Source organism: Williamsia sp. Y853 (assembly GCF_056786495.1).
In genome coordinates, this window is the sequence record NZ_JBXCJC010000004.1 from 430,017 (window position 1) to 448,123 (window position 18,107).

Annotated in this window: 21 protein-coding genes and 4 tRNA genes; 13 read left to right on the forward strand and 12 right to left on the reverse strand. The window is 62.7% G+C overall.

The window, feature by feature from the left end; translation table 11 throughout:
- Nucleotides 1-59 precede the first annotated feature (59 nt).
- Entirely contained in the window at nucleotides 60-527 is a 468-nt protein-coding gene (locus AC1TPF_RS22540) for an SRPBCC family protein (RefSeq protein WP_482145362.1), read from the forward strand.
- Nucleotides 528-780: 253 nt separating this feature from the next.
- Entirely contained in the window at nucleotides 781-1,509 is a 729-nt protein-coding gene (locus AC1TPF_RS22545) for a guanylate cyclase (RefSeq protein WP_482140650.1), read from the forward strand.
- A gap of 339 nt (nucleotides 1,510-1,848) precedes the next feature.
- Here the strand turns inward: AC1TPF_RS22545 and AC1TPF_RS22550 are convergent, their stop codons facing one another.
- The 4 genes from AC1TPF_RS22550 to AC1TPF_RS22565 all read right to left on the reverse strand — a co-directional run bounded on the left by AC1TPF_RS22550 (nucleotide 1,849) and on the right by AC1TPF_RS22565 (nucleotide 6,482).
- Nucleotides 1,849-2,904 carry a PHP domain-containing protein gene (locus AC1TPF_RS22550; RefSeq protein WP_482145363.1) on the reverse strand — a complete coding sequence of 352 codons (1,056 nt, stop codon included), beginning with the start codon at nucleotides 2,902-2,904 and terminating at the stop codon, nucleotides 1,849-1,851.
- A complete protein-coding gene (locus AC1TPF_RS22555) occupies nucleotides 2,901-5,120 on the reverse strand; it encodes an MMPL family transporter (RefSeq protein ID WP_482145364.1) in 2,220 nt (739 codons plus the stop codon). Before AC1TPF_RS22555 ends, AC1TPF_RS22550 begins: the two co-directional genes overlap by 4 nt.
- A 181-nt stretch (nucleotides 5,121-5,301) precedes the next feature.
- The gene (locus tag AC1TPF_RS22560; protein WP_482140644.1) at nucleotides 5,302-5,784 is read right to left on the reverse strand and encodes a nuclear transport factor 2 family protein; all 483 of its coding nucleotides are present in this window, start codon (nucleotides 5,782-5,784) and stop codon (nucleotides 5,302-5,304) included.
- Nucleotides 5,785-5,873: 89 nt separating this feature from the next.
- On the reverse strand, nucleotides 5,874-6,482 hold the full coding sequence (locus AC1TPF_RS22565) for a TetR/AcrR family transcriptional regulator (RefSeq protein ID WP_482140643.1): 609 nt from the start codon (nucleotides 6,480-6,482) through the stop codon (nucleotides 5,874-5,876).
- 107 nt (nucleotides 6,483-6,589) lie between these two features.
- Between AC1TPF_RS22565 and AC1TPF_RS22570 the strand changes: the two genes are divergently transcribed.
- A complete protein-coding gene (locus AC1TPF_RS22570) occupies nucleotides 6,590-7,588 on the forward strand; it encodes an oxygenase MpaB family protein (protein WP_482145365.1) in 999 nt (332 codons plus the stop codon).
- Nucleotides 7,589-7,603: 15 nt separating this feature from the next.
- On the opposite strand, the gene AC1TPF_RS22575 is transcribed toward AC1TPF_RS22570, so the two are convergent.
- On the reverse strand, nucleotides 7,604-8,359 hold the full coding sequence (locus AC1TPF_RS22575; protein ID WP_482140639.1) for a hypothetical protein: 756 nt from the start codon (nucleotides 8,357-8,359) through the stop codon (nucleotides 7,604-7,606).
- Between the two features lie 271 nt (nucleotides 8,360-8,630).
- Here AC1TPF_RS22575 and AC1TPF_RS22580 point away from each other — a divergent pair.
- Nucleotides 8,631-8,706 (forward strand) — tRNA-Lys (locus AC1TPF_RS22580).
- A 3-nt stretch (nucleotides 8,707-8,709) separates the two neighbouring features.
- Here the strand turns inward: AC1TPF_RS22580 and AC1TPF_RS22585 are convergent.
- A complete protein-coding gene (locus AC1TPF_RS22585) occupies nucleotides 8,710-9,279 on the reverse strand; it encodes a TetR/AcrR family transcriptional regulator (protein WP_482145366.1) in 570 nt (189 codons plus the stop codon).
- A 104-nt stretch (nucleotides 9,280-9,383) separates the two neighbouring features.
- On the opposite strand from AC1TPF_RS22585, the gene AC1TPF_RS22590 reads away from it, so the two are divergent.
- Nucleotides 9,384-9,860 (forward strand): NmrA family NAD(P)-binding protein, encoded by a 477-nt coding sequence (locus tag AC1TPF_RS22590; RefSeq protein ID WP_482145367.1) that lies wholly within the window; start codon nucleotides 9,384-9,386, stop codon nucleotides 9,858-9,860.
- Nucleotides 9,815-10,300: an NmrA family NAD(P)-binding protein gene (locus AC1TPF_RS22595; RefSeq protein WP_482145564.1), complete on the forward strand. Its 486-nt coding sequence runs from the start codon at nucleotides 9,815-9,817 to the stop codon at nucleotides 10,298-10,300. Before AC1TPF_RS22590 ends, AC1TPF_RS22595 begins: the two co-directional genes overlap by 46 nt.
- Nucleotides 10,301-10,350: 50 nt before the next feature.
- Here the strand turns inward: AC1TPF_RS22595 and AC1TPF_RS22600 are convergent, their stop codons facing one another.
- Together AC1TPF_RS22600 and AC1TPF_RS22605 are read right to left on the reverse strand one after the other, a co-directional pair.
- Nucleotides 10,351-10,572, reverse strand: coding sequence for a hypothetical protein (locus tag AC1TPF_RS22600; RefSeq protein ID WP_482140633.1), 222 nt, complete (start codon nucleotides 10,570-10,572; stop codon nucleotides 10,351-10,353).
- Nucleotides 10,569-10,997: a hypothetical protein gene (locus AC1TPF_RS22605; RefSeq protein ID WP_482145368.1), complete on the reverse strand. Its 429-nt coding sequence runs from the start codon at nucleotides 10,995-10,997 to the stop codon at nucleotides 10,569-10,571. The genes AC1TPF_RS22600 and AC1TPF_RS22605 overlap by 4 nt, the downstream gene beginning before the upstream one ends.
- 198 nt (nucleotides 10,998-11,195) lie before the next feature.
- On the opposite strand from AC1TPF_RS22605, the gene AC1TPF_RS22610 reads away from it, so the two are divergent.
- The 3 genes from AC1TPF_RS22610 to AC1TPF_RS22620 all read left to right on the forward strand — a co-directional run bounded on the left by AC1TPF_RS22610 (nucleotide 11,196) and on the right by AC1TPF_RS22620 (nucleotide 11,499).
- A tRNA-Glu gene (locus tag AC1TPF_RS22610) sits at nucleotides 11,196-11,268 on the forward strand.
- 36 nt (nucleotides 11,269-11,304) lie between these two features.
- Nucleotides 11,305-11,378, forward strand: a tRNA-Asp gene (locus AC1TPF_RS22615).
- 44 nt (nucleotides 11,379-11,422) lie between these two features.
- A tRNA-Phe gene (locus tag AC1TPF_RS22620) sits at nucleotides 11,423-11,499 on the forward strand.
- Nucleotides 11,500-11,607: 108 nt separating this feature from the next.
- Here the strand turns inward: AC1TPF_RS22620 and AC1TPF_RS22625 are convergent.
- Nucleotides 11,608-12,444, reverse strand: coding sequence for an SDR family NAD(P)-dependent oxidoreductase (locus AC1TPF_RS22625; protein ID WP_482145369.1), 837 nt, complete (start codon nucleotides 12,442-12,444; stop codon nucleotides 11,608-11,610).
- 98 nt (nucleotides 12,445-12,542) lie between these two features.
- Between AC1TPF_RS22625 and AC1TPF_RS22630 the strand changes: the two genes are divergently transcribed.
- Nucleotides 12,543-13,349, forward strand: coding sequence for a helix-turn-helix domain-containing protein (locus AC1TPF_RS22630; RefSeq protein WP_482140627.1), 807 nt, complete (start codon nucleotides 12,543-12,545; stop codon nucleotides 13,347-13,349).
- A 65-nt stretch (nucleotides 13,350-13,414) separates the two neighbouring features.
- Here AC1TPF_RS22630 and AC1TPF_RS22635 read toward each other — a convergent pair whose 3' ends face one another.
- Nucleotides 13,415-14,011, reverse strand: a complete 597-nt coding sequence (locus AC1TPF_RS22635) for a TetR/AcrR family transcriptional regulator (protein WP_482140625.1) — start codon at nucleotides 14,009-14,011, stop codon at nucleotides 13,415-13,417.
- A 124-nt stretch (nucleotides 14,012-14,135) separates the two neighbouring features.
- Here AC1TPF_RS22635 and AC1TPF_RS22640 point away from each other — a divergent pair, with 124 nt between their 5' ends.
- The 3 genes from AC1TPF_RS22640 to AC1TPF_RS22650 all read left to right on the forward strand — a co-directional run bounded on the left by AC1TPF_RS22640 (nucleotide 14,136) and on the right by AC1TPF_RS22650 (nucleotide 17,046).
- Nucleotides 14,136-15,386 carry an MFS transporter gene (locus tag AC1TPF_RS22640; RefSeq protein WP_482140623.1) on the forward strand — a complete coding sequence of 417 codons (1,251 nt, stop codon included), beginning with the start codon at nucleotides 14,136-14,138 and terminating at the stop codon, nucleotides 15,384-15,386.
- On the forward strand, nucleotides 15,383-16,297 hold the full coding sequence (locus AC1TPF_RS22645; RefSeq protein WP_482145370.1) for an alpha/beta fold hydrolase: 915 nt from the start codon (nucleotides 15,383-15,385) through the stop codon (nucleotides 16,295-16,297). The genes AC1TPF_RS22640 and AC1TPF_RS22645 overlap by 4 nt, the downstream gene beginning before the upstream one ends.
- Before the next feature lie 164 nt (nucleotides 16,298-16,461).
- Nucleotides 16,462-17,046: a DUF1269 domain-containing protein gene (locus tag AC1TPF_RS22650; RefSeq protein WP_482140619.1), complete on the forward strand. Its 585-nt coding sequence runs from the start codon at nucleotides 16,462-16,464 to the stop codon at nucleotides 17,044-17,046.
- A gap of 43 nt (nucleotides 17,047-17,089) precedes the next feature.
- Here the strand turns inward: AC1TPF_RS22650 and AC1TPF_RS22655 are convergent, their stop codons facing one another.
- Both AC1TPF_RS22655 and AC1TPF_RS22660 read right to left on the reverse strand, forming a co-directional pair.
- Nucleotides 17,090-17,599 (reverse strand): flavodoxin domain-containing protein, encoded by a 510-nt coding sequence (locus AC1TPF_RS22655; RefSeq protein WP_482140617.1) that lies wholly within the window; start codon nucleotides 17,597-17,599, stop codon nucleotides 17,090-17,092.
- A 7-nt stretch (nucleotides 17,600-17,606) separates the two neighbouring features.
- Nucleotides 17,607-18,062: a nitroreductase/quinone reductase family protein gene (locus AC1TPF_RS22660; RefSeq protein ID WP_482145371.1), complete on the reverse strand. Its 456-nt coding sequence runs from the start codon at nucleotides 18,060-18,062 to the stop codon at nucleotides 17,607-17,609.
- Nucleotides 18,063-18,107 lie beyond the last annotated feature (45 nt).

The following is an 18,107-nucleotide window of genomic DNA, read 5'->3' on the forward strand; positions in this document are numbered from 1 at the left end:
AGGTGGGAAAGCCCCTCGATGTCGCCTGACGTGCGGTCGGATCGGAGTAGGTTGGCGTCATGACTGATGCTGCTGTGTCGACAATTGATGTGGGCCCCCGCAAGGTCGCACGCCAGGTTGTGGTGAATGCGCCTGCGGCCGAGGTTTTTGCACTAGTGGCCAATCCACACCGGCATCCCGAACTCGACGGGTCGGGCACGGTGCGCGACATCCCGGTCAAGGGGCCGGACAGGCTCAGCGAGGGCGCCAGATTCAGCGTCGGGATGAAGCAGTACGGATTCCCGTACAAGATCACCTCGAGAGTGACCGCGTTCGAGGACGACAAGCTGGTCGAATGGCAGCATCCGCTCGGTCACCGCTGGCGCTGGGAACTGCAGCAGATATCGCCGACCACCACCAAGGTCACCGAGACCTTCGACTATTCGACCGCGAAATCGCCGAAGATGCTCGAGGTCATGGGGTTCGACAAGAAGAACGGTGACGGGATCAGCGCGACGCTACGGGCATTGGCTGCGCGGTTCGCCTGAGTCGAATCCCCGGACAAACGTCACGGGGACTCGTCGGACGCCCCGGCTTCTTCGTATCTTTTGTGGAGCCGAGCCCGAATGTCGTCGGGCGTATATGAGTTTCGCTGGCGGACATCTCGGCCGACCAACACCCCACCGGCGGCCACCCCGACAACGCCCGCGAGTCCGATCCATTTCCACGCACTGTGCACCCGTCGAACAATAGCCGTCGAACAATCGTTGCGCCGGTGATAACCGCTGCGTCGCGCCGGTGATGCCTGCGGCGTTTAGTCTTTCGGGTGTGCATCCGAACAGGACCGAGGCGATCACCCTCGACAAGGCGCTCGAGTCCACCCGTACCGGGGACGTATGGCTGTTTCGTGGCAGGTCTGGGCCCGACCGGGCGATCCAGGCTCTGACCAACAGCCCGGTCAACCATGTGGCGATGGCGGTTGTGCTCGACGACCTGCCGCCGTTGATGTGGCATGCCGAACTCGGCAACAAGCTGACCGACATGTGGACGGGGACGAATCATCGCGGTGTCCAGCTCAATGACGCGCGTGAGGCGGCGCTGCAGTGGATGGACAAATATGGCCAGCGCTGCTGGATTCGCCAGATCACGCCGTATGCGGGTCGGCAGCAGGAGGATCTGCTGCTCAAGGTGATTGCCCGCATGGACGGCACCGCGTTTCCGACGACCGCCAAACTCGCCGGCCGGTGGTTCAAGGGGCGGGTACCCACGGCCGCCGACCTCACCAGGGGTGTGCCGGTGCTGGACAAAACGGTGCGTAAGCGGATCAGCAAACGTAGAGAATCCGAAGACAAGACCGGCCTTGAGACCGCATATTGTGCCGAGGTCGTCGCGATGACCTACGAGGCGATGGGATTACTCGAGACCGACAAGCGCTCGAATTGGTTTGACCCTGGCCGGTTCTGGAGCGGCGATACGTTGCCGATGGCCCCGGGATATGAGCTCGGAGCAGAAATCGCCGTCGAAAAATAGTTGGCAGGCCTCAACGCCGTTGAGCGTGCTTCGTCGGACTCGAATGCTCCCCTGAAGGGCTCACCCGGTGGTGGACGAAGCACGCTCGGTGGCGTCAATCTGGCTGTTTCGCAACCAGGACTGTCGTCTGTGGGTCGGGGGCGAGGACGGCCAGAATCACTTTGGCGCAAACCCCCCACCCCGTCTGTGTCGGCATCGAACTTCCGCTCCCGCAGGGTTTTGATTCTGACACAGAAGATCAAAATTGACGTCATTTTTCGCAAAACGACAAACGAAATTCTCACTTCGAAGAAGTGGACTCGTCGACTTTGCCCCCGATGAATCAGGGCCGCGCGTGGATTATCGCCGCGAGCCGCCCGCCCATTCAAGAAGTCGCGGCAAAGGCCAAGTGGTGACTATGCGGTCGGGATCGATTCCGAGGCTTTCTGCGCGCTCGCAGCCGAGTGCCTTGAAGTCGAGCTGACCGGGCGCGTGGGCATCTGAATCGATGGCAAACAGGCAACCGAGGTCCATGGCAATCCGGATGAGATCGTCGGGTGGGTCGACACGCTCGGGTCGTGAGTTGATCTCGACTGCGGTTCCCGACTCGGCGCAGGCCTCGAATACTTTGTGGGCGTCGAACTTTGACTGCGCGCGTTTGCCGCGACCTCCGGTCACCAAGCGACCGGTGCAATGTCCCAGGACGTTCACGTATGGGTTGTGGGCGGCGGCCACCATCCGCCGTGTCATCGGCCCGGAATCCATGGCCAGCTTGGAATGCACTGAGGCCGTGACGATGTCGAGCTGGTCGAGCATGGTGTCGGTCTGATCCAGTGAACCTTCGTCGAGGATGTCGACCTCGATGCCGCGGAGCAGCCGAAACCGATCGCCCAGTGCGCTGTTCATCTTGTCGACGACACGGATCTGTTCGGTCAGGCGCTCGGCGGACAGTCCGTTGGCCACGGTGAGGCGAGGGGAGTGGTCGGTCAGGGCCAACCAGCTGTGCTCGAGTTCGATTGCGGCCAGGACCACTTCGTCGATGGGCGATCCGCCGTCGCTCCAGTCGGAATGGCAGTGCAGATCGCCACGAGCCGACGCGTAGAGATCGTCGCCACCGGATGCCAGGGATGCAACTGCATTCTCCTGCAAGGTCTTCAGATAGTCGGGTAGTTCTCCGTTGACTGCCTGGGTGATCACCGTGGCAGTGGATTTCCCGATGCCGGGAAGATCGGTCAATCGGCCGCCCGTCACCAGCGTGCGCAATTCGTCCGGCGCCAGTTTCTGGACGACTTTCAGCGCCTTGCGGAATGCCTCGACGCGGTAGGTCCCCTCGCGGGCTCGTTCGAGCAGGAATGCGATGCGGCGCAATGCCTCCGCGGCACCGATCGGTGCGCTCAATGGTTCGACTGATCTCACTGGGTGAGTTTATCGCCGACCTTAGGCGTCTGGTCGGGAGTTGGCTGGTCCTCGTCCTGATGCATCCCGTCGAGTCGTGGAATCCACTCGAGCCACGTCGGGAACCACCAATTGGCCTTGCCCAGGATCTCCATTGTCGAGGGCACCAACAACAGTCGGACAATACTGGCATCGATGAGAACGGCCACGGCCAGGCCGACGCCCAGGATCTTCAGACTGCGGTCGGGCAGGAATGCCAGCGACATGAACACGCAGATCATGATCAGCGCCGCGCAGGTGATCACCCGGGCTGTGCTCGCGAGACCTTCGGCGACCGACGTGGTGGGATTGCCGGTGTGTACGTAGCGTTCCTTGATTCGTGAGACCAGGAAGACCTCGTAGTCCATCGACAGTCCGATCGCGGTGACGAACAGCATCATCGGAACCCAGCTGTCGATCGGCCCAGGCCGGCCGACACCGAAGATCTCCGCACCCCAACCCCATTGGAAGATGGCAACGATCACGCCGTAGGCCGCGCCGAGCGACAGGACGTTGACGATCACGGCTTTGACCGGGACGACAATCGACCGGAACGCCAGCACGAGTAGAACGAATGCTGCTGCCAGCACCGCAGCGATGGTCCAGGGAAGCAGATCCAGGGTGATCTCGGCGTAGTCGATGGATCCGGCGCTCTGGCCGGTGATCTGGACATTGACGTCCGAATCGGATCCAAGCGCGTTGGGGATGGTTTTGTCACGCAGGCGCTCCACAAGCTCTGTGGTGGCCTCGTCCTGTGGGCCGCTGGCCGGGTTCACCGAAATGATCGAGATCTCCCGTCCGTCGGTTTGTCCCACCGGAAACGCTTGGTCCACACCATTTTCCGCAACATCGGGATCGGCGGCGATGGCGGTGCGCAAAGCCTCCAGTTCGGACTGCGGATTGCTGCCTGCCGGGTAGTCGGCGACCACGATCAGCGGCCCGTTGGCACCCACGCCGAAGCCTTCGGTGACGTAGTCGTAGGCGACGCGGGTGGTGGCACTGGTGTTTCGGTTACCGGCATCGGAAAATCCGAGCCGAAGCTGGAACGCCGGAATCGACAAGACGATGAGGATGAGCAACGCGACCGAGACGCCAACCCACGGCATCGCCTGAATACGGGCACTCCACCTCTTCGCCCACACGCCTTCCAGCGCTTTGTCGGGGTCTTTGCCCCTACGTTTACGGAGCCAATGCAACGAGAGCCGGTTGATGCGTGTGCCGATGACAGCGAGCAGTGCAGGTAGTAGGGACACCGAGGCGATGAGGGTGCCCAGCACGCCGGCAATGGCCGCGAAGGTCAGGGCTGGGCCGATGTCCCCTCCGGAGATGAGGATGCCGCACATTGCGATGATCACGGTGCCGCCTGCGAACAGCACGGATCGGCCGGCGCGGAGCATCGCGATGGTCACGGCGTCGTTGACATCGAGTCCGTCGTGGATTCCGGATCGGAAGCGGGTGACGATGAGCAACGCGTAGTCGATACCGACGCCGATACCGATGATCAAGGTCAATGAGATGGCGAAGTTCGGGACATCCATGAAGTTCTGCACCAGGATCAGAACGGATGCGCCGATGCCGACGCCGAACAGCGCCGACAGGATCGGAAGTCCCGCTGCGACAACGGATCCGAATGCGACAAGCAAAATGAGCAACGCGAGGAATACGCCGACTGCCTCGGCTGTACCGTTCGGGGGTGCGTCGTCGAAGCGTGGATCGCTGAATTCGACGTCGACACCGGCTATTTGGTTGTCTTCGGCGATTGTCTTGATGTCGTCGATCCGGTCTTGCACCTCGGCGTCGGTTCCGGTGCCGACGTCAAGTGGGGCCACTGCGATTCGGCCGTCGGCCGAGATCTGCGACTGGGGTCCATAGGGGTCGGTGACGCTGACCTCGGGGGAACTGGCGGTGATCTCCTCCACCAGCGTGGAGACCGCGGCCTCGACTTCTGGGTTTCGTACTCCGCCGTTGACGTCGGGTGCGGCAATCACTATCTGTGTCGCATTTGCCTGTTTCTCTTGGCCTGCTTGCTCCAGAAGCTCAGCGGCCCGGCCGGATTCGGTGCGGGTGTCCGAGGTGAAGGATGTGGTGGTTGGTCCGGCCCACATCGAGGCGGCGAAGATCGCGCCGATCAGGACAACCACCCAGCTTCCGATGATCAGCCAGCGGCGGCGAATGATGAATGCGGTATAACGGTCCATGGCGGCCTCCGGGGCTGCGGCAGATGGGACGGTTTACATCGACGTTCTCCATCTTGAACCAAAATGGAGCGTCGATCTATAAGGGATGACCCTGAGGTTCCAAGAAATTCATCGCCGACGCGCCACAGTGCCCCGGATTTCTCCGTATGTGCTCTCTTCAGAGCTGTAGAGGTCTGCTTTTTCAGCTGTCGCCGGGGATCGCGACGTGAAAGCCCCCGGGCAGCGGTGAGATGTGTAGGCGGGTCAACTTCGATCGGCTGATCTGCCAGCCGTCGCCGGTGCGGGTGTATTCCTCGTGGTAGTGACCGGACCCCGTAAGGCCCTTTTCCGGGTTGCCGCCTGCGTGTAGTTCGTCTGCCATCGCCCAGATCGCGTGTGCGGTGGTCGGGGAGTCGATGGTGATCTCCGGGGTGTGGCCGTGGTGCACCGTGGTGATGCCCTCGAGTGAGGCGGAGACCCGGTCTGCGATGGTGTCGGCGCCGGTGATCGTCCAAGCGCCGGAATCCAAGACGGCGTCGGGTGTGAACACCGCGGTGAACCCGGCCCAGTCTTTGGTATCGAGCATCCGGAAATAGCGAGCCTTCAACTGCCGAATCTCCTCCATGGCAAGGAGTTTGAACAGGGTGTCCTGATCGAGCGACGCTTCGGTTTCCGGAAATGACATGGACTCGACGCTATCGAATGCGCAGGGACTGCGTGGCCGATCGGGAAACTCGAAAGGAAGCGGCACTAAGGGGATTCGAACCCCTGCCCCTATGCGCGGATGGCGCGCAGCACGAGCCGGACGGCGTGGGCCACCACCGCGTCGAGATCGTCGCCGAGGTTTCCCACGAGCCAGTCCTGGGCGAGTTCGGCCATGGCGCCGGTGTACATCGAGGCGCCGACCCGAGCGGCGACCGGGCTGGAGTCGGGATGCGATTGCCCGCTTTCGGCGAGGACGACGTCGCGCAGCATGTCCTGGGTGAGCGCCCGCCGTGAGATGAGTACCGGATTGGCCCGGGCGTCGGTGAACAGGACCCGGCCCCGGCGGGGGTCGGCGGAGCTGAAACCGAGCACCGCCCGGATACCGGCAGCGGTCCGGTCGCGGACCGAGTCGGCGGCGTTCTCGATCGCATGCTCGACGGTTACGCCGAGACCTGCGGCCACGTGGTCGTACACCGCGCCGAGGAGGTCGTTGGTGTCGGTGAAGCTTTCGTAGAAGTAGCGGGTGTTCAGGCCGCATTCGCGGCAGACGGAACGGACCGAGAGAGCAGCTTCACCGCCCGCGCCGAACAGGGTGAATCCGGCTTCGACGAGGAGTGATCGCCGCTCGGTGCGGCGATCATTCAGCGGAACACCGGCCCAGCGGGTGGGGGTCGACATGACCGCAGCATACGTCCGGCGGGACCACTATTTCGAACTTCTGGTCACAGGTGTCACCAAACACTATTCTGGTCACATACGTATCCACACGTGGGAGGGGATGCTCGATGTTGCCACCGTTGCCTCATCAAATTGCTGGTCAGTGGATCAATCACCGTTTCGACCGCGATATTCGCAGTCACTATTTCCGGGGAATGGAGTTCGGCGGTCCGGAAGGCGATCCGGGATGGTTCGGGCCCGACAGCGCGGTGTGGCACGTCCACTCGCATACCCCGGCCCTGATCTTCGGGTTGCAGTGCGCGTCTTATCTCGAGCGCCTCGACCCGAGCATCTTCTGGATGGGAATGCATCATTCGCGGCTGGTCGGGAAGGACGAGTCGGGCCTGCCCACCGGGCAGCTCGACCCCGCCGGCCTCTCGGTGCGGTTGGGCCATTCGGTGGCGTTCTTCATCGGAACCGCCTATGGCTCCACGGAAACCGCCGAGCGGCTGGCGCGGACCGTCCGGTCGATGCACCACACCATCAAGGGAACCCGGCCCGACGGATTGCCCTATGACGCCGACGATCCAGAGTGGTTGCGCTGGAACTACGCAACCGTGGTCTGGGGTATCGCGACCGCGCACGAGATCTATCACCCGCGGCCGTTGCGCGGCAAAGCACTCGACCGGTACTACGGCGAGTTCGTGCGGGTGGGCCACGCCCTCGGTGGCGACGATCTGCCGACCACCAAGGCCGAGACGCTGGACCTTCTGAAGTCCTATGTGCCGAAACTTGGTCTGACCCACGGCAACGCGATGGCCACCGGGAACAACCTGACCGACCCGATGCAGGGCGCCGTCGACTGGGCCATCCGCGACACCATGCCGAGCTGGGCGGCTCAACTCGTCATGTACAAGCCGCCGAACGTTCTGGAGCGCACCGCGCGCCGGACCGCGGTATGGACGTCCCTCAACGGTTTGTACGCGGCAATGGGCTCGACGCCGGAGTTCGAGGAAGCCAAGGCCCGGGTGGCCGAGGGTACAACGGTTCCCCACACCGAATCGACCTACGTCCTCGGCACCGATCCGGCGCTGGATCGCACGACGGTGGAGGCCGAACTCGTCTGAGCGGTCAGCCGATCGTCAGTCGACGTCCTGGAGTCCGACGGTCGGCAGGAAGTAGCAGGTGCCGCTCGAATGGGTGACCGACCCGACGACAAGGGACAACACCATGCCCTGGCCGGTTTTGACCACTGCTGCCCTTGATCCCGCCTGGGGGAATCGGTTCAGGACGGTCTCCGCCGCAGCCACCGCGGCACGGGCCGCGACCTGTTGCGGTGCAGGGAGCTTGGCGACCTGGTTCTTGATCGGCGTCAGGATTGCGCCGGACAGGCTGCCCATCGGGACAAATCCACCCTGCATTGTATTGACGTTGAACCAACCCACATTCATGCCGGATTTGTTCGCACTGTCGTTGGCGATGCCTGCCGGGAAGAATCCGTAGAGAACTTCGCCCCTCTTGACGGCATTGAAGTCAAAAGGCCTTGTCGGATCGGCGGAATTCTGAAGGGCGAGATATCCGAGTCCAGGGGTGTATGGCCCCGACATCGCGCCGGCGACTGCCGGCACAACCCCGAGGGGTGTGCCGGGTGCCTGTGAGCAGTTGACGGCGGCGGTCGGCCACAAGAAGGGGGCGAAGCCGAGCCTGCTGAGCTGCCTGTTGGCTGATTCGAGCTGCGCGACGAGGTCATTGGACAGTGCCGCCGGGGTTGCCTCGATGGCCGCCAATGGGTTCGGTCCCGGTGCCGGGTCGGCCTGTGCCACCGGCGTCGCCGCGAGTGTGAAGGCCACTGCAACTGCGGTTCCGACTGTCATCAACCGCTTCAAACCCGTACGCATCAAGGAAACCCCGATCTGTTTGTAATTTGCGAGCCCAAAAGAGGAGACCATAAAACTATTTCAAGTACGTGAATTACCGCGAAGCGGTGAAACTGCATTCAATCAAATTCCGTGAAGGTTCTCGGATCGGGTACCCGGTTCGGCGGCACCTGCGCGCGTAGGGCAGACCTGCGTGGGGAGTCCCGACCCGCCGAGTCCATGCCCCGTTTTCGTCTCCGGCGGGTCCGTCTGTAAACTCCGTAGCGCACTGAAACCGGTGGTTCCAGAGCATGCCCCTTTAGCTCAGTTGGTAGAGCTACGGACTTTTAATCCGCAGGTCGACGGTTCGAGCCCGTCAGGGGGCACCACGTTCACCCGGGCAACCCTCGCGGGCTGATGCCCTCGAGGGTCAGGGTGAGCAGACGACGTGCTTCGGCACTGGGATCCGGATGATGCTCGGTGGCCAGCGCGAGGCCCGTGACGAGCGTGATCAGGTCTCCGAGAGTGATTTCGGGCCCCACGGTCCCTGCCTGTATTGCTCGTTGCAGCAGTGGGCCTGCTGAACCCGATAGTTTTGCGCCGCAGGCATCGACATGGTCTTGATCGTCTATGGCACCTCCCGCCAGCAGATCGGCCACCCCGCGCGCCGATGTCGCGTAATCGGTGAGCGCACCCAACCAGTCGAGTAGTGCCGCGCGCGCGTCGGGCGCATCGGTTAGTGCCGATGCCCGGGTGCACAAGGCCTCGGTCCGTTCGGCGAACACTGCCTCCAGCAACGCCTGCTTACTCGGGAAGTGGCGGCGTACGGTCGCCGAACCGACACCTGCAGTCCGGGCGATCTGTTCCATCGACGCGTCGGCACCATGCGCGGCAACCTCTTCTTCGGCGACAGCCAGGATCCGTGTGTAGTTGCGCCGCGCGTCGGCACGTTGAACGGTCATCGATCATCTCCGGGGTTGCTAAGTGGCGGGGGCCGCCGTTAGTCTATCGGAAGCTAATTGGCGGGCCCCGCCACTTATTCGTCAACTGACTCCTAGGGGAACCCATGACCACTGAAACCGCACCCGTACTGGTCGCCGGTGCCACCGGCCGCCAGGGCGGCGCAGCTGTCCGTGCTCTGCTCGCGGCAGGTACGCCGGTACGGGCCCTGGTTCGCGATCCCGGGACAGATCGCGCGAAAGTTGTTGCCGCACTGGGTGCCGAGCTCGCGATCGGCGACCTCGACGATCGTGAATCGCTGACTCGCGCCGCACAAGGGGCGCGCGCAGTCTTCTCGATTCAGATGCCGGACATCGCCGGGCGTGCATTCGAAGGCGAATTGGCGCAGGGGATCAATCTCATCGAAGCCGCGAAATCGGCAGGTGTGCAACAGTTCATCTATACCGCTGTCTCCGGGATCGTGAACTACACCGACAGCCCCGGCTGGCCGAAGGTCGCTGGGCGGTCCTGGAGCCTGTCCTGGGCACGAAATCGGCCATCCAGGAACACGTCCGGACAGCAGGGTTCGCGCACTGGACGCTGATCAATCCCAGCACCTTCATGGAGAACTTCCTGCCCTCCGAGGCGTACATGTTGCCCCGCGGAGTCGAGGGTGGCCTGGTGAGTCTGCTCAAGCCCAAGACTCAGGTGTCTCTGGTGGCGGTCGACGACATCGGTGCCGCGGTCGCCGCCATTGTCGCCGAGCCGGCGAGGTTTCACGAGGTCGAACTGGAGCTGGCGAGTGACTTCCTGTCGATGACGGAGATCGCCGAAACCCTCTCTCGTCACCTGGGATCCGAGTTCACTGCCCCCGACATGACCCTGGAGGAGGCCACGGCCGCCGGGATGCCGCCGATGGGCATCGGACTCGACTGGATGAATGTTGCCGTCCAGCCGGCCCGGCCACACTTTGCCCGCGCCCTCGGAATCTCCGTCACGCCATTCGACGACTGGGCCCGGGAACATCTGCGTGAAGCCGTCTGAGAAGCCCTCTGCTATAACATGACTCGACTCGAGTCGATGCCCTGTTGATGTCAGGCCGGGGTCGGGGTTTCGTGTCTGATCTCCTGTGCGGCCGCGCGTGATTCGCTGATGGTCAGGTCGTTTTCCAACGTCGTCACCGCTTCGACCACTTCACGCCGCAGGAACTGCAGCATTGACGTCACCTCCGGGCTCGCATCGAATTCGCGTTGAAACGCGGTGAGACTCGCGTTGAGCTTTCGTGCCGTCGGGGGGAGATCCAGGCGTTCGATCATGGCTGGTCCTGAGCTTCGTAGTGGTGCAGCAGGCCCGACAGCGTGGCGTTGTGGTCTACCAGGGTTTTCGTCCAGACCTCGTTGGCGCTTGCCATGGAGACGCCGGCCGCCAACAGGACGATGGGGTGCGAGTCCGGATCGGTGATCGTGGTTCGCGAGTGACGTGCCCGCCGAAGAGACCGGCAGGCAACGACGTCGCCGATGGCGAGGGCTGGAGCATTGGAGGTGCACGGGTAGAACAGGATGTCCCATTCGGACAGTAGGTCGCCTGGCACCAGGTCGGGGTCTTGTTCTCGGATGCCGGTGACCACTGGCAATGCCTCGGTCGTGTGCCCGGGACGACATAGCTGATAGGCATCCAGGTCGGGGAAAAGGCGATTGTGTGCGGCGTCGGTATCTGCTCGGACGGAAATCGTAGAGCTCATGGCGATCAGCCTGATTCGGCTACGAGTCGAAGATGACCAACGGGACTCCGCGAGCTACGAGGTTCGACTGACTCCAGCTTACGCGCGCGAAAGCACCCAGAGATGGGAATTGTGGTTGAAAATAGGGCTTGATCAGGTGATTTGGGAATTACTGCAACTGTGTCATATTCTGATTCAGCTCCCAAACGGAGAACACCGGCCCCCTTCGTCTAGCGGCCTAGGACGCCGCCCTTTCAAGGCGGTAGCGCGGGTTCGAATCCCGTAGGGGGTACGCAATGCCATCGTGCGCAGATGGCAAAGCATGCATGGCCCTGTAGCGCAGTTGGTTAGCGCGCCGCCCTGTCACGGCGGAGGTCGCGGGTTCGAGTCCCGTCAGGGTCGCAAGAAATTTCGACTAGGTATCCAGGTTCGCCCGGATATCGTTCGGCCAGGTAGCTCAGTTGGTACGAGCGTCCGCCTGAAAAGCGGAAGGTCGTCGGTTCGATCCCGACTCTGGCCACCACTAGTTTTCCCAGCTCACAGGCTTAGCGCCTTCAGTCCGGTCCTCCGCGAGGATCGGATTTCTTTGTTCCATGGGTCCGATCGGCCCGTGTGCAGCAACGTATTTCGGCTACTGCTGGGCGAGTTTGCTGATGTCCTCCCATTGCGACCATTCCGCCAGGCGACGTTCGTAGATGCCCTGGACGATGCCGAGGGCTTGGCCGCCGAAGACGACGCGTAGCGGGGGCTCTGGACTGTCCACGACTCGCAGAAGTGCGTCAGCGGCGCGCTCAGGGGATCCCGAGACCTGGCTTCCGCGTCGTGCGGCGGCGGCGGCGCGCAGCGGCTCGTACTGGGGCAGGGGAGCGGAATGACGAGACGATGCGCCTGCCCAGTCCGTTTCGTATCCACCCGGTTCGACGATGGTGACCTTGATGCCGAATGGTGCGACCTCCAGGGCAAGAGACTCGGAAATGGCCTCCAGCGCCCACTTCGACGCGTGGTACGCCCCGAGATTGGCGAACGCGCCGATCCCACCGAGACTGGAGATCTGGATGATGCGCCCGCGTCCCTGGTCCCGCATGATCGGGATCGCCGCCTGAGAGGTCCACAGGGCGCCGAAGAGGTTGGTCTCCAGCTGTGAGCGAAGATCGGATTCGGACAGCTCCTCGACGGTACCGAAGTGCCCATATCCGGCGTTGTTGACCAGAACGTCCAGTGTTCCAAGTTGTTCCGCAGCCTGAGCGACCACAGCCCGGGCCCGGTCGCGGTCCGTGACGTCGAGGGTGTCGATGTACAGCTGATCCGGATAGATGTCGCGCAGGTCGTCGAGATCGGATGCGTTCCGCACGGTGGCGGCGACGAGGTCGCCACGCTCGAGCGCTGCGGTTGCGTAGGCTCGTCCGAGGCCTCGGCTCGCGCCCGTGATGAGCCAACGGGTGGTGGATTGTTCGTGTGTTCTTGTCATGTGTTCCAGCGTCGCGCGACGGGCGGCGCTGTGGAACGCCGCTCCCTTCCTGGGTGCGCCGCACCCAGTGACGAACATGCGGCACTAGCATCGGCGGGATGCCATCGTCGCTGGGCGAATTCCTTGCCCTTCACCGTTCCCGAGTGCAGCCGACCGACGTCGGCCTGAACAGCAACGACCGGCGCAGGGTGCCCGGTCTTCGTCGCGAAGAGGTGGCGCTGCTCGCCGATGTCAGCGTCGACTACTACATGCGGCTCGAGCAAGGCCGTGAACTGTCGCCATCGGCTCAGGTTGCGCGCTCGATCGGTCGCGCACTGCTGCTGGACGAGCACGGCTTGACCCACCTGTACCGCCTGGCCGGGCTCACGCCTCCTCGCGCGACGCCCACTGCCGGAATCGTCGAACCCGAGTTGACCGCGCTCATCGACGAATGGCCGCAGCATCCGGCGATAATTCTTGGTCACGCGTTCGACGTCATCGCGACCAATGCGCTGGGGGAGAAGCTGTTCATGGGTTTTCCCGGCACGCGCAATCTTTTGGAATCGGTGTTCTGCGATCCCGTTGTTCGCGCGTTGTATGCGGATTGGGCTGCGGTGGCCGCGAGCACGGTTGCGGGGTTTCGATTGTTGGAGACGGCGCAGCCCGACGATCCGCGGGTCTGTGAGGTGCGGGACGGACTACTGGCCTCCGACACCGAGTTCGCCGCCATGTGGACGGATCACGAGGTGCGCGGACGTCGCCTGAAGACCAAGGGGTTTCGGCATCCGGTCGTCGGCGACCTCGAACTACACATCCAGACCTTCGATGTGCGCTCGGCACCCGGCCAAGAACTCGTGATCTATCGCGCGGAGCCGAATTCGCCGGCCGCGGCCGCGCTGGAGAAGCTCAAGGACCATGGTCACTGATCGTTGTCAGTGGTATCTGGCCACCCAATGGTCGACGCCACATTCACCGTCGGAAACCAGAATCTCTAACGCGTAGGGCTCGGGGGAGTCATCGTTTCGACAGTCTGTACGGCCATCCGCGCAATTGTTTCAAGCTCTTCGGCGGTTGACCCAGCACGATCCATGACTGCAAGTGCTTGGTTGGTGCTGACCACGAACAGGGCGACATTGTCGGCGATCAGCTCGTCGACGAAAGAACCAGAGATCGCCGCTCGGATGCGCCCACGCTGGCGCCCGAGCAGTTCCTTGACGTGATCACGGTTCGCTTCATCGAGAGTCGGTGCGGCCGCAGCGGATAGAGCGACCAAGCATCCGCCGGGCATCGTCGGTTCGGCGATGCGCGCCAAGATGACGTCGAAGAACGCGCTCACTGCGGCGGCCGGATTGTCGGGATGAGCGTTCAGGGCAGCGTCGTACTGCTCACCGAAGGTGTCAGCGTAACGGTCCAGGGACAGTCGGAACAGCTCTTGCTTACCTCCGAATGCTCCGTAGAGAGAGCCTTTGCCGAGGCCCGTTGCAGCACCGATGAGGTCGAGAGATGTCTCGGCGTACCCGCGTTCCCAGAACACGGTCATCACCTGGTCGAGTGCCTGGTCGACGTCGAACTGTTTTCGTCCCGCCATTTCGATTCCTTTCATTCACCTACGATCATACCGCCAAATTTGACCGATCGTTCCAACTATGTTGGACTGATTGGACCAAGATGGTGTTGCGGATTCGAATTCCGTGGCAGGAGAGGCTGATCCGGTGACTGTGCAGGATGACAAGCCGATCGTGTTGGGGATGACGCGGCGGCGGACGATCGGGTTCTGGCTCGTGGTGGCCATTTACGGTCTGGTGATGATGGGCGGCACCGTGCCGATTCCGCTCTATCAGTTCTGGGCGCCGGAGATGCATTTCGGATCGTTTGCGACAACGCTGATCTTCGCCGCCTACGCCTTCGGCGTGGTCATCGCACTACTTGTCCTGGCGTCGTTATCCGACCGGCTCGGCCGCCGCCCCGTGCTTGTGGCGGCGCTGGTTGTCCTGGGCGTGAGTACCGTGATCTTCCTCGCCGCAACAACTTTGACCCATCTCGTGGTGGCTCGATTCGTATTCGGCTTGGCCGCTGGGGTGATCACGGCAACCGCGACCGCTGCCCTCGGCGAGCTTGCCGGGCGGGACCGCGCACACCTCGCCGCCGCGATGGCCACCGTGGCGAACATGGGTGGGCTCGGATTGGGGGTCCTTGGATCGGGACTTCTCGCACAGCTGCTCAACGATCCCGTGCACCTGGTGTTCTGGCTATATCTCGGCGGGCTCGGGATCTCTGTCCTGGCCGCGTTCGCCATTCCCGAGACGGTCAACCGCCGCCCGGGTACTCGACTTCACCTCCGTAGTCCTGCTGTTCCCAGCGGACCGGAGCGTGGCACCTTTGTTCGCCTAGCGTTCCTGGTCTTCGCTGCCTTCGCGGTGAACGGCCTGTTCTCGTCCCTCGTTCCGTCGTTCTTGACGGGACAGCTGGGAATCGGCAATGGTGCTGTTGTCGCGGCGGTCGTCAGCATCGTGTTCTTTGCGGCACTGGTCGTGCAGTTCGTCCCGCATCCGCCATGGCTTGCGGATCGGTTCGCCGGACCGTCTGCTCTGGTTGTCGGCGTCAGTGTCTTCGAAGTCGGACTTCTGGGGAACTGGCTGGCCGTGTTTGTCGCCGGGACCGTCGTCGCGGGCGTGGGCGTGGGGCTGATCTTCGGGCGAGGTATCGAAATCACGCAGCGCCTCGCCGATCCCGACCGTCGTGCCGATCTGGTCGCGACCTATTTCCTGGCCGCCTATCTCGGGACAACGATTCCCACTCTCGCGCTCGGCAAGTTCGACCAGCTCTTCGGGGTCACAGTCTCGACTCTCCTCTTGGTCGTGGTGATTGTGACTGTCGTCGGCGCATCAACAATGTCGTTCCGGCGGGATGTCGAACCATCCCGCGCCGGCACGTCCAATTCGAAATCAGGAGTCCAATCATGAAGGCTGTCAATGTCACTCGCGCAGGGAGTGCATCCACCGTCCCGAACTTGCCTGCCGGCTTCGCGGAACGATTCTCCAGTTCCATCATCGACACCGGCCGAGTTGGGCTGCACGCGGTCACCGGCGGCAATGGGCCGGCGCTACTGCTTGTCGCAGGGTGGCCTCAAACCTGGTACGCCTGGCGTCATGTGATGCCGGCGTTGGCCGACAGGTTCAGCATCGTTGTTGCTGACCCGCGCGGGATCGGGCTGTCGGACAAACCCGAGGGCGGCTACGACACCGCAAGTCTGGCTCGCGACATGGTCGGCTTGATGGCAGCGCTCGGACACTCCAGGTTCTCCATGGTCGGCCACGACCTCGGCGTGTGGACGGGCTATGCGCTGGCTGCAGATCACCCGGGCGTGCTGGATCGGTTGGTCGTCGCGGAAGCGGCGATCCCCGGGCTGACTCCGTCGGCTCCGATCTTCAGCGACTCGTCTGTCAACGAAAAGCTGTGGCATTTCGCCTTCAACCGTCTACCGGCGTTGAACGAAATCCTCGTCCGGGGACATGAATACGACTTCTTTGCCGAGCAATTCCGCACCAAGGCCGCGACGCCGTCGGCGATCCCGGACTACGCAATCCGCGAGTACGTCGACGCGATAACCCGAGATCCAGTCGGCCTACATACCAGCTTCGAGTTTTACCGCGCTCTCGATACGACGATCACGCAGAACAGGATTCGCCAACAGCAGCGCCTCACCCTGCCCGTTCTCGCCATCGGTGGAGCCCTGGGGTGGGGTGAAGGCGTTGGCGTCACGATGCAAGTCGGGGCCGATGACGTCACCACCAGGGTCATCTCAGACGCCGGACACTATCTGTTCGAGGAGAACCCGTCGGCGGCGATTGAATTGCTTCTCGAGTTCCTCTGAACTGGGAAACCGTCACCGGGTACGCAGGGAGTGTCGGGCCGAGCATGCAGCGACGGGAAACAAAACCAATTTGCCTTCAGCGATTGCCATGTGCGGCGCTGAAACGAGAGACTGTTTTTGGAGTGTATTTCGGCGAGCTCGGTGCTCGACATCACTCTGTACGGGTGAGGACAGGCGTAGCCGGGCTGTGCAGTCTGGGTCTGTGGTCAACCGACTGCATCAACGCCGGAAGCGAGAACATGATGGGCAAGAACGACGAAACATTCATTTACATCGCTACATATTCGAGCGAGGCCGCGGCCCAAAGCGACTACGAGGCGGTCAAAGAGCTGCATGCGGGAGGTCTGGTCGGCTCGTATGACGCAGCTGTCGTCACGAAGGACGCCAACGGCAAAGTGCACGCAAACAAGGATGAAACAGCGACTCGCCACGGTGCATGGGGAGGGATTGCCGCCGGCGCGGTGCTGGGTGTGATCTTTCCGCCTTCTGTCCTCGCGACGGCGGCCCTCGGTGGCGTTGTCGGGGGTGTGAGTGGGCACCTTGCCAAAGGCATGTCACGGAAAGACGTGAAACATCTCGGCGATTTCATCGACCCCGGTCAGGCGGGACTCGTCGTAGTTGGTGAAAGCAAGGTCAAGGAAGCAATTCAAAAGGCCGTGAAGCAAGCCGAGAAGGATATTGCCGAAGAACTCGGCATCGACCCGAAAGACGTTGATCACGTCCTTCAGGACGCTCTGAAGGACTTGTAGGTCCCCGCGTTCCAGTAGGCGGGCGCGCCGGCAGGTTGTCGGGTTATGGGGAAGTGGTGGCTGCGAGTGATTCGCTGATCTTCTGCGCCCACTCGGCGATCTCGGCCGACGAGCGATTGTCGCCATCGGCAGCATGAACCATGGACGCAACGAACCGCTCGGCCCGAGTGAGGGTTGACCGGTCGAGTTTGCCGCCGAACGTGTGGTGGTCTTCGGCCCATTCGACGCGCTCCCATGGCGACTCGGGGACGGCTTTGTCGTCGGTGGCCACCGGCCCACTCGAGAACAACCACACCGGGATTGCCTGCAGGGTTTCAGCTTCGCGATCGACGAGTTTGCGTGCATTCTTGAGCCAACGACCCATGTAGACGGCGCTGCCGAGGACCAGGGCGTCGTACACCGCGAGGTCATCGACTTCGTCGACATCTCGCACCTCGACGTTGGCTTCGATGCCGAGCTCCTTCAGACTTGCGGAGATCTGGGCACCGAGCTGATTGCCGATTTCCCGGGTTGCTCCGTGCCGGCTTGCGGTTGCCACCAAGATCTCGAGCACGATGCCGTCAGTGCCGCGGGGTGAGGCGGATGATGGGGAGTTCGCGGTCGGTCTTCTCCTGATAACCCGCGAATTGTGGTGCGCTGGCGGTGATGTCGTTCCAGGCATTCTCTCGTTCGGCGCCGTGCAGTTGGTCTGCCTTGACTTCGATCGTACGGTTGTCGAGTTCGATACGAATCTTGTCCGGATGGGCCTTGATGTTGTAGTACCAGCCCGGATTCCCGGTCGCGCCTGCCGCCGACGCCACGATCAGCCAGCTGCCCTCGGGCCCAGGAAACCAGTTGACCGGGTTGGAGCGCTCCTGTCCGGTCTTGGCGCCGATCGTGTGCAGGACGAGTGCTTTATGTCCTCTGAAGTCGCCCCCGCGGCGGATCCGTTTGGCCATCACCTTGTTGACCAGCCGGAACAGGGGGCCGGATGGCTTGCTGCCACCACGAGTGCCTGCGCGTGTTTCAAAGCTCATGGGTCGCTTCCTTCATGTTGTTTGATTTATGAAACGTCATGGAGA

What these genes read in the sequence shown, in the direction of transcription:
- AC1TPF_RS22545 (WP_482140650.1), top strand. Translation starts at nt 781, where the DNA reads ATGCCTGCGGCGTTTAGTCTTTCGGGTGTGCATCCGAACAGGACCGAG.
- AC1TPF_RS22540 (WP_482145362.1), top strand. Translation starts at nt 60, where the DNA reads ATGACTGATGCTGCTGTGTCGACAATTGATGTGGGCCCCCGCAAGGTC.
- AC1TPF_RS22600 (WP_482140633.1), bottom strand. Translation starts at nt 10,572, where the DNA reads ATGATCGAACGCCTGGATCTCCCCCCGACGGCACGAAAGCTCAACGCG.
- AC1TPF_RS22555 (WP_482145364.1), bottom strand. Translation starts at nt 5,120, where the DNA reads ATGGACCGTTATACCGCATTCATCATTCGCCGCCGCTGGCTGATCATC.
- AC1TPF_RS22630 (WP_482140627.1), top strand. Translation starts at nt 12,543, where the DNA reads ATGCCATCGTCGCTGGGCGAATTCCTTGCCCTTCACCGTTCCCGAGTG.
- AC1TPF_RS22605 (WP_482145368.1), bottom strand. Translation starts at nt 10,997, where the DNA reads ATGAGCTCTACGATTTCCGTCCGAGCAGATACCGACGCCGCACACAAT.
- AC1TPF_RS22625 (WP_482145369.1), bottom strand. Translation starts at nt 12,444, where the DNA reads ATGACAAGAACACACGAACAATCCACCACCCGTTGGCTCATCACGGGC.
- AC1TPF_RS22635 (WP_482140625.1), bottom strand. Translation starts at nt 14,011, where the DNA reads ATGGCGGGACGAAAACAGTTCGACGTCGACCAGGCACTCGACCAGGTG.
- AC1TPF_RS22570 (WP_482145365.1), top strand. Translation starts at nt 6,590, where the DNA reads ATGTTGCCACCGTTGCCTCATCAAATTGCTGGTCAGTGGATCAATCAC.
- AC1TPF_RS22565 (WP_482140643.1), bottom strand. Translation starts at nt 6,482, where the DNA reads ATGTCGACCCCCACCCGCTGGGCCGGTGTTCCGCTGAATGATCGCCGC.
- AC1TPF_RS22585 (WP_482145366.1), bottom strand. Translation starts at nt 9,279, where the DNA reads ATGACCGTTCAACGTGCCGACGCGCGGCGCAACTACACACGGATCCTG.
- AC1TPF_RS22660 (WP_482145371.1), bottom strand. Translation starts at nt 18,062, where the DNA reads ATGAGCTTTGAAACACGCGCAGGCACTCGTGGTGGCAGCAAGCCATCC.
- AC1TPF_RS22645 (WP_482145370.1), top strand. Translation starts at nt 15,383, where the DNA reads ATGAAGGCTGTCAATGTCACTCGCGCAGGGAGTGCATCCACCGTCCCG.
- AC1TPF_RS22560 (WP_482140644.1), bottom strand. Translation starts at nt 5,784, where the DNA reads ATGTCATTTCCGGAAACCGAAGCGTCGCTCGATCAGGACACCCTGTTC.
- AC1TPF_RS22575 (WP_482140639.1), bottom strand. Translation starts at nt 8,359, where the DNA reads ATGCGTACGGGTTTGAAGCGGTTGATGACAGTCGGAACCGCAGTTGCA.
- AC1TPF_RS22590 (WP_482145367.1), top strand. Translation starts at nt 9,384, where the DNA reads ATGACCACTGAAACCGCACCCGTACTGGTCGCCGGTGCCACCGGCCGC.